Genomic DNA, 7,135 nt, shown 5'->3' with positions numbered 1-7,135 from the left:
GAGTGCTCCTGCGCCTCTTCGTTTGCTCGTCGCAGGTAATGAGTGCTCCTGCGCCTCTTCGTTTGCTCGTCGCAGGTAATGAGTGCTCCTGCGCCTCTTCGTTTGCTCGTCGCAGGTAATGAGTGCTCCTGCGCCACTTCATTTGCTCGTCGCCTTACGCTTCTCCAACTCTTAAAAAAGCAACAAAGTTTATGAAAACAGCCTAAGTAAAAAGGGTGAATCAAATGGTTAAAACATACCTTTTGATTCACCCTCTTTAAGTTGATTTATTTTAATCCTGCTTTTGCTTTTTCTGCTAATTCAGTGAATGCTTTTTCGTCATGAATTGCAATGTCTGCTAACATTTTACGGTTCATTTCAATACCTGATTGCTTTAAACCGTGCATGAAACGGTTGTAAGAAAGACCGTTCAGACGTGCAGCCGCATTAATTCGTGCAATCCATAATTTACGGAAATCACGTTTTTTCTGTCTACGGTCACGGTAAGCATATAGTAAAGATTTCATCACCTGTACTTGTGCTGATTTAAATAATCTATGTTTAGATCCTACATAACCTTTTGCAAGTTTTAAAACTTTTTTACGACGACGACGTGCAACATAACCGCCTTTTACTCTTGCCATCGTAATCCCTCCTTCTATATCAATTCATTCGTAGTCTTGATGGTTAATTTTGGTCATTCATACAAACTTGTATTAAATCATTTGTCCGATGCGCTTTTGGTCACTCTTGCTAACTAATGCACCTTTACGAAGCTTTCTCTTTTGCTTTTGAGATTTGTTTGCAGCTAAGTGACTAGTATATGCATGGGCACGCTTCAATTTGCCGCTTCCTGTCTTTTTGAAACGCTTTGCAGCGCCTTTGTGTGTTTTCATTTTTGGCATCTTGGGTTTCCTCCCTATCTGCGTATTCTATTCGTTGTCTTAAAATTTGTCTTTGTCTTGGTCAATCAGAAATGTTGTTGTCTTTAATGAATGGGTTGCTAATTTAGTCTGTTTATTTTTCAGCCTTTGGGGCTAGAACAAGAAACATGCTTCGACCTTCCATCTTCGGTTTTTGCTCGACAGTTGCGATATCTTCACATTCCTTAGCTAGTTTCTCTAATACAACTCTTCCAATTTCAGAGTGTGTTATAGCACGGCCACGGAAGCGAATAGCTGCTTTTACCTTATCGCCTTTTGTTAGAAACTTTCGAGCGTTACGAAGTTTCGTGTTGAAGTCATGCTCTTCAATAGTTGGACTTAATCGTACTTCTTTTACATTAATAACCTTTTGCTTTTTACGAGCTTCTTTGTCTTTCTTTTGTTGCTCATAACGGAATTTTCCGTAATCCATGATCCTACATACTGGTGGTTTAGCATTTGGAGCTACCATTACAAGGTCAAGGTTAGCATTTTGCGCCATTTCTAATGCTTCCTGCTTCGTTTTAACTCCAATTTGGTCACCGTTTGCACCGACCAAGCGCACTTCTCGAGCGCGAATAGCGTCATTAATGATCATATCCTTACTAATGTTGAGCCACCTCCATAAATTTTTGGGGATCAAAGCAAGACGTGATCTTTACACCTTCGAACTCTCTCCCAACCTTTGATAAGGTGGACTGTTGTTTACATACAAAAAAGCGTGGGTGCATACTTGGCCCACACTTCTACATACGTGTTTAAATCACTACGTCGTAACCTGTCAACTGCTCTTGCGTCGATCAGGTGAGAAGCGGGCGCTTCTTCTTGCTTTGTTTCCTATTTGTGTTCACTCGAATTACTTTAACATATGGATTGTCTTCTGTCAAATAAGAATGATGTTTTTTAAAAAATACTGTTATTTTAAAAGATTATTGTATTGTGAGATTATAAAATGGCTTGGATACGCTACAGGCAGACAATTACACCTAAAGGTAGCCCACGTCCTGCGTCTACGATTACTCGACGCAAACTACTCGCGGAAGCGTTTCATGGGCAACGGCGTCATGTCACCGTCCTGGTTCCGCGGGCGCGCCTGCTATGAAAAACCACTCATAGCAGGTTTTAAAAAACTTGCAACGGCTTCGCTGATTGCTTCGAGGCCACTGAAAAGGGAAAAACATCCTTTTTCAGTGGCCTCACTTCGTCGTTGCGGGGTCTCTGCTTAATCACACTCCCACAGGAACGAGCGTTTACATCACGAATACGCTTCGAGTTGTCTCGACGGATATGCTACGAAGCATACACTTGTAGAAGAAGAGACAGTCGGTTTCTCGCGGACCTTCGCTCTTTTTTTCAATGAACGTTGTTCCTTTGGGATACTCCATGGTGCCAATTTTAATTTGCATAGAGGAAAAAATTATTTTCTTTCTGCTATTTCTGTTTTTATGTTTTGAATAAACTCTTCTAGTCCTACTACAGTTGTTTCCTTTTGACCGTAACGACGTACGTTAACACTGCTGGATTCAATTTCTTTGTCCCCTAATACAAGAATGTATGGGATTTTTTGCATTTGTGCTTCACGGATTTTGTAGCCTAACTTCTCATCCCGCACATCCACATTTACACGTACTCCTGCTTGCTTTAAGGCATCTTCTACTTTTCTTACGTAGTCCATATGAACGTCACTTACTGGGATAGCCTGCACCTGAACCGGTGCTAACCATGTTGGGAAAGCTCCCTTATATTCTTCGATTAAGAAGGCCACAAATCTTTCCATTGTGGAAACAACTCCACGGTGGATGACTACTGGACGGTGTTCTTTCCCATCTTCTCCAACGTACGTAAGTTCAAAACGATTTGGTAAGTGGAAGTCCAGTTGAACAGTTGATAGAGTTTCATCTTTACCTAAAGCAGTTTTCACTTGAACGTCTAGCTTCGGTCCGTAAAAGGCTGCTTCCCCTTCTGCTTCCACATAATCTACATTCATGTCTTCCATAGCTTCTTTCAGCATTGCCTGTGCTTTATTCCACATTTCATCATTATCTACGTACTTTTCCTTGTCCTCAGGATCACGGTAAGAAAGGCGGAAATAGTAATCGTTAATTCCGAAATCTTTATACACCGCTTGAATCAATTCCACCACGCGGATGAACTCTTCCTTTAATTGATCTGGGCGACAGAAAATATGTGCATCATTCAATGTCATAGCACGTACTCGTTGAAGTCCAGCAAGGGCACCAGACATTTCGTGACGGTGCATTAAGCCAAGCTCCGCAATTCGAACTGGCAGGTTCCGGTAGCTGTGTAGCTGGTTTTTATAGATCATCATATGGTGCGGGCAGTTCATTGGACGAAGAACTAGGTCTTCATTGTCCATCCCCATGGCAGGGAACATGTCTTCATGGTAATGATCCCAGTGACCAGATGTTTTATAAAGCTCCACACTACCAAGTACTGGTGTATACACGTGATCATAGCCTAAGCGTTCTTCTAAATCTACGATGTAACGTTCAATTGTACGTCGGATTGTTGCACCCTTTGGAAGCCATAATGGAAGACCTTGCCCTACCTTTTGATTTATAGTGAAGATTCCAAGTTCTTTACCAAGCTTACGGTGATCCCGCTCCTTCGCTTCTTCAAGGAGTCGTAAATGTTCATCTAATTGAGATTGCTTAGGGAAAGCAGTTCCATATATACGCTGCAGCATTTTATTTTTGCTGTCGCCTCTCCAGTAAGCTCCATTTACAGTCATAAGCTTAAACTTTCTGATTTTGCTTGTGGAAGGGATATGAACACCACGACAAAGGTCAAAAAATTCCCCTTGCTCGTAAATGCTAATTGTCTCCCCTTCTGGAATATCCTCTAAAAGCTCTAGTTTTAGATCGTCACCGATTTCCTTGTACCGCTCCATTGCTGTTTCTCTACTTACTTCCACACGGCGGATTTCAAGATTTTCATCGGAAATTTTCTTCATTTCCTTTTCGATTTTTTCAAGATCATCTGATGACAATGTATGTGGCATATCAATATCATAATAGAATCCACCCTCGATCACAGGACCTACCCCAAGCTTTACATCATCATAAAGACGCTTTACTGCCTGCGCTAATAAATGAGCAGTACTATGGCGTAAAATTTCCAATCCCTCCTGGGAATCGTACGTAATGATTTCTATATCTCCGTCCTCTTGAACAGGGCTGCGTAAATCAACGAATTCACCGTTAATTTTACCTGCCAAAGCATTCTTCTTTAATCCAGAAGAAATGGAGGCGGCGATTTCTTCTGTGGTAGTTCCTTTATCAAACTCCTTCTTTGCTCCATCAGGGAAAGTTAAAACGATTTTTTCTGCTACTTCTGCCATTTTCAACACTCCTTTTTTAAACAAAATAAAAAACACCCATCCCTCGATACAAGGGACGAGTGTGTTACACGTGGTTCCACCCTATTTTCTACACAGAAAACGCAACTGTATAAAAACAGAAGCATCTCTAAATAGCTTCATTTCTCCATAACGGGGAGTCCGTCAGTACATAGTAAAGGAGCTCATTCCTTATTCCGTACTGAAGTTTAGAGGTGGTAAGTGAATTCTCGTACTAAGAAGCTTCCAGCCAAGGCTTCCCTCTCTGATAGTCGGTTGAAAACACTCATGTCCTCATCATCACTGTTTCCTTCATTTCCTTATGGATAGTATTATAATAAGCTCCATTAAGAAAATCAAGTACCAGTGAAAAAGAAATTAATCGATGTAATACTTTTTATTATAAGTCTCTGTTAAACTTTGATATTGGTTGCGCTCCAATTACGACTAAAGGCAGCCCAACGCAAACTACTCGAGGAAGCGTCTTCGGTTCCCCTTGTGGGCAACGGCGTAATGTCACCCTGGTTCCGCAGGCAACGCTTCAATCAACAATGTTAAAAAATCAACATTCTCCTTTAACAGAGTCTATTAAAAATTAATTCAAAAATGTTGGTATCAATTTTGCTTTCTGTTCCTTTTGAAGTTCCACCCTCTCCTCAAAAATAGATAAAATGGTATGCAGCAAGCCCTCATGCATATTTACATTCGGATATATAACCAACTTCTTTGGAGCTATACTTACTAGCGGACCGATTACACGCTGCGAAATCGGTAATGGATCTTCAAAAGAAAGATCATGGGTTAACCATCTGCGAATTTGTTGTGTGGGAACCTTTTGCCCATTCTGGTCAACCATATTGATCTCTTGATTAAGATATAAATGAATAGTATGAATTCGCGGAGAATGATTCTTCAAATAATCTCGGCAAGTATTAATCATTACTTGATAATCATGCTCAAGCTTATATTCATCAATTGCTTTTTCGACCACCTCAACCAGTCTGTATTTAAGTTTCCTTAATCTAAACCTGACAAAGGAATCAAATGAAAAACGCATTGCTTCTTTAATAAATTGATCATAAAGGGAAAACATATCCCTTTGCCAAGAAACAAAGGTTGTTTTCAATGGAACATCATGTTTCGTATTAAAAAATATTTCTCTAGCATGTTCCGTAATAGCTTCAATTTCATACGGGTCCTCAAAATGAAACCTATCACAAATCCACTCATTTAACCAAATAGGCAAAAATTCTTTAATGGTTACATTTGTCAAAATGGTGGCAACCATTTTTCGCCTATTCAACTTTTCTTTTCCATGTATGACAGAAAAGTTTATACAAAGGTTGGTGTAATTTTCTATCTTTTCTATAACAATACCATTTTCTCCACCACCATATGTATCTAATGAGTGCAGCAATTGATGATAGAAGGCTTCACATAAAGACGAATCCTTAAACTGAATAGTTAACAACGGCAGCCCCTCCCAATCGTGCAAATCGAATCGAGTTGAGAGTCATGCGAGTTTCATTTCTAGGTGGTTTCAACTCTCTTTTTGCAAACATCTATTACATATATATGGGGGTCGTGTCCAATTATGATTCACGTTTAAGAAAATGAAAAATATAGTTGAAAAAAAACAAAAAAAGAGGGTTGCCGAAAAGGTATGTTACTAACCTTTTCAGCAACCCTCAAGTAAATGTAAATAACAATAAATTTTATTTAGTTCTGCATTACAAAGTCCTTTTCAGCAGTTTCTTTTCCTTCAAAAGTACGGAGGATGTTGTACCTCGTATCCCGTTGAGCGGGAACCTTTCCAGCTTCTCGAATAAGCTTTAGGATTAAATTCGTATTAACCTTATGAGTAGCCCCTGCAGCCGATACTACATTTTCTTCAATCATCGTGCTACCGAAATCGTTACAGCCGAAGGAAAGTGATTTTTTTCCGATTTCCGGTCCCATTGTTACCCAAGAGGATTGGAAGTTTGGAATATTATCTAAGAAAATACGTGAGATGGCAACATTCTTTAAATAATCTTCAGGAGTTAATTTTTCTCCCTTCATATTTGTATTATCTGGCTGGAATAACCATGAAATAAATGCTAAGAAGCATTCAGCTTCATCTTGTGCATCACGAACACGTTTTAAATGGAGTGCCCTTTCTTCAAAGGTTTCCCCAAACCCAATAACCATTGTTGCTGTACCGTGCATCCCCACTTTTTTCGCTGTTTTCATACATTCAATCCATTCTTCCCATGTACCCTTTAGACGACTAATGCGTCTTCTCGTACGGTTATCAAGGATTTCCGCTCCTCCACCAGGCAATGAGTCTAACCCCGCCTCATGTAGCTGACGACATACCTCTTCTAACGACAACCCCGATACCTCCACCATTTTATAAATTTCTGCTGGAGAGAAGGAATGCATCGTAATTCCAGGGAAACGTTTTTTTATTTCCTTAAGTAAATCTGTATAATAGCTGAATGGAAGGTCTGGATTCGTTCCACCTTGCATAAGAATTTCAGTCCCACCAATATCAATAGTTTCTTGAATTTTTTGGAATACTTGTTCGTTTTCTAGTACATAACCATCCTTATGGCCAGGTGGGCGATAGAATGCACAAAAACGACAATATACATCACAGAAGTTTGTGTAGTTTACATTACGTCCGATTACGAAGGTTGTAACTGGATCGGGATGCCACTTTTTCATAATTTCATTAGCAACAGCACCCATTTTTTCAATTTCATCACTTTCATATAAACGAATAGCATCCTCCACGGATATCCGTTCTCCGTTAAGGGCCCGATCGAGAATTTGATCAACGCTCATTGTATATCCCCCATTCTCAAAAGCTATTAAAAATTATTAACTCTAT

Annotated in this window: 6 protein-coding genes and 1 other annotated feature; all 6 genes read right to left on the bottom strand. The window is 39.8% G+C overall.

What is annotated here, in order from left to right:
- Nucleotides 1–266: 266 nt before the first annotated feature.
- Nucleotides 267–623, bottom strand: a complete 357-nt coding sequence (rplT, locus tag J2S74_RS11955) for a 50S ribosomal protein L20 (RefSeq protein WP_307325908.1) — start codon at nt 621–623, stop codon at nt 267–269.
- A gap of 72 nt (nt 624–695) precedes the next feature.
- Nucleotides 696–884, bottom strand: coding sequence for a 50S ribosomal protein L35 (rpmI, locus tag J2S74_RS11950; RefSeq protein WP_307325906.1), 189 nt, complete (start codon nt 882–884; stop codon nt 696–698).
- A gap of 112 nt (nt 885–996) precedes the next feature.
- Nucleotides 997–1,500 (bottom strand): translation initiation factor IF-3, encoded by a 504-nt coding sequence (gene infC, locus J2S74_RS11945; protein WP_307325903.1) that lies wholly within the window; start codon nt 1,498–1,500, stop codon nt 997–999.
- A 109-nt stretch (nt 1,501–1,609) separates the two neighbouring features.
- Nucleotides 1,610–1,735 (bottom strand) — a sequence feature (ribosomal protein L20 leader region).
- A 584-nt stretch (nt 1,736–2,319) separates the two neighbouring features.
- Nucleotides 2,320–4,263, bottom strand: a complete 1,944-nt coding sequence (thrS, locus tag J2S74_RS11940; protein ID WP_307325901.1) for a threonine--tRNA ligase — start codon at nt 4,261–4,263, stop codon at nt 2,320–2,322.
- A gap of 592 nt (nt 4,264–4,855) precedes the next feature.
- A complete protein-coding gene (locus J2S74_RS11935; RefSeq protein WP_307325899.1) occupies nt 4,856–5,731 on the bottom strand; it encodes a putative sporulation protein YtxC in 876 nt (291 codons plus the stop codon).
- Nucleotides 5,732–5,979: 248 nt separating this feature from the next.
- Nucleotides 5,980–7,089 carry a cyclic dehypoxanthinyl futalosine synthase gene (gene mqnC, locus J2S74_RS11930; RefSeq protein ID WP_307325897.1) on the bottom strand — a complete coding sequence of 370 codons (1,110 nt, stop codon included), beginning with the start codon at nt 7,087–7,089 and terminating at the stop codon, nt 5,980–5,982.
- Between the last annotated feature and the right edge of the window lie 46 nt (nt 7,090–7,135).

This window comes from Evansella vedderi, assembly GCF_030813435.1.
GTDB lineage: Bacteria > Bacillota > Bacilli > Bacillales > Salisediminibacteriaceae > Evansella > Evansella vedderi.
This window is presented reverse-complemented; position numbering and strand designations above follow the sequence as displayed.